Annotated in this window: 1 protein-coding gene; it reads right to left on the bottom strand. The window is 69.8% G+C overall.

Annotated features, from left to right (window positions below; all coding sequences use genetic code 11):
- Nucleotides 1-285: TolC family protein (locus JNB88_RS33295; RefSeq protein WP_220359183.1), on the bottom strand; the 285-nt coding region annotated here is incomplete at both ends.

Genomic DNA, 285 nt, shown 5'->3' with positions numbered 1-285 from the left:
AGGTGATGCCGCCGCGGAAGATCGGCTGCGGCGCGCCCTTCAGGAGATCGCCGAGCAGCGAACCGGCCGGCTGGCCGAGCAGCGTGGCGATGTGGTGGGCGGCGACGCGGATGTTGGTCTCCAGCCCGGGGATTTCAGCCTGCGTCGACTGCACCAGGCCTTCGGCCTGAACGACGTCGAGGCGCGAGGCGGCACCGGCCTCGAGCTGGAACTGGGTCAGCTCGTAGGTTTCCTGGCGCGACTTCAGGTTGGCGCGCGACAGCGCCAGGCGCTCCTGGAAGAAGC

The organism is Rhizobium cauense (assembly GCF_019511525.1).
In the GTDB taxonomy this organism is placed as follows: Bacteria; Pseudomonadota; Alphaproteobacteria; order Rhizobiales; family Rhizobiaceae; genus Rhizobium; species Rhizobium cauense.
This window is presented reverse-complemented; position numbering and strand designations above follow the sequence as displayed.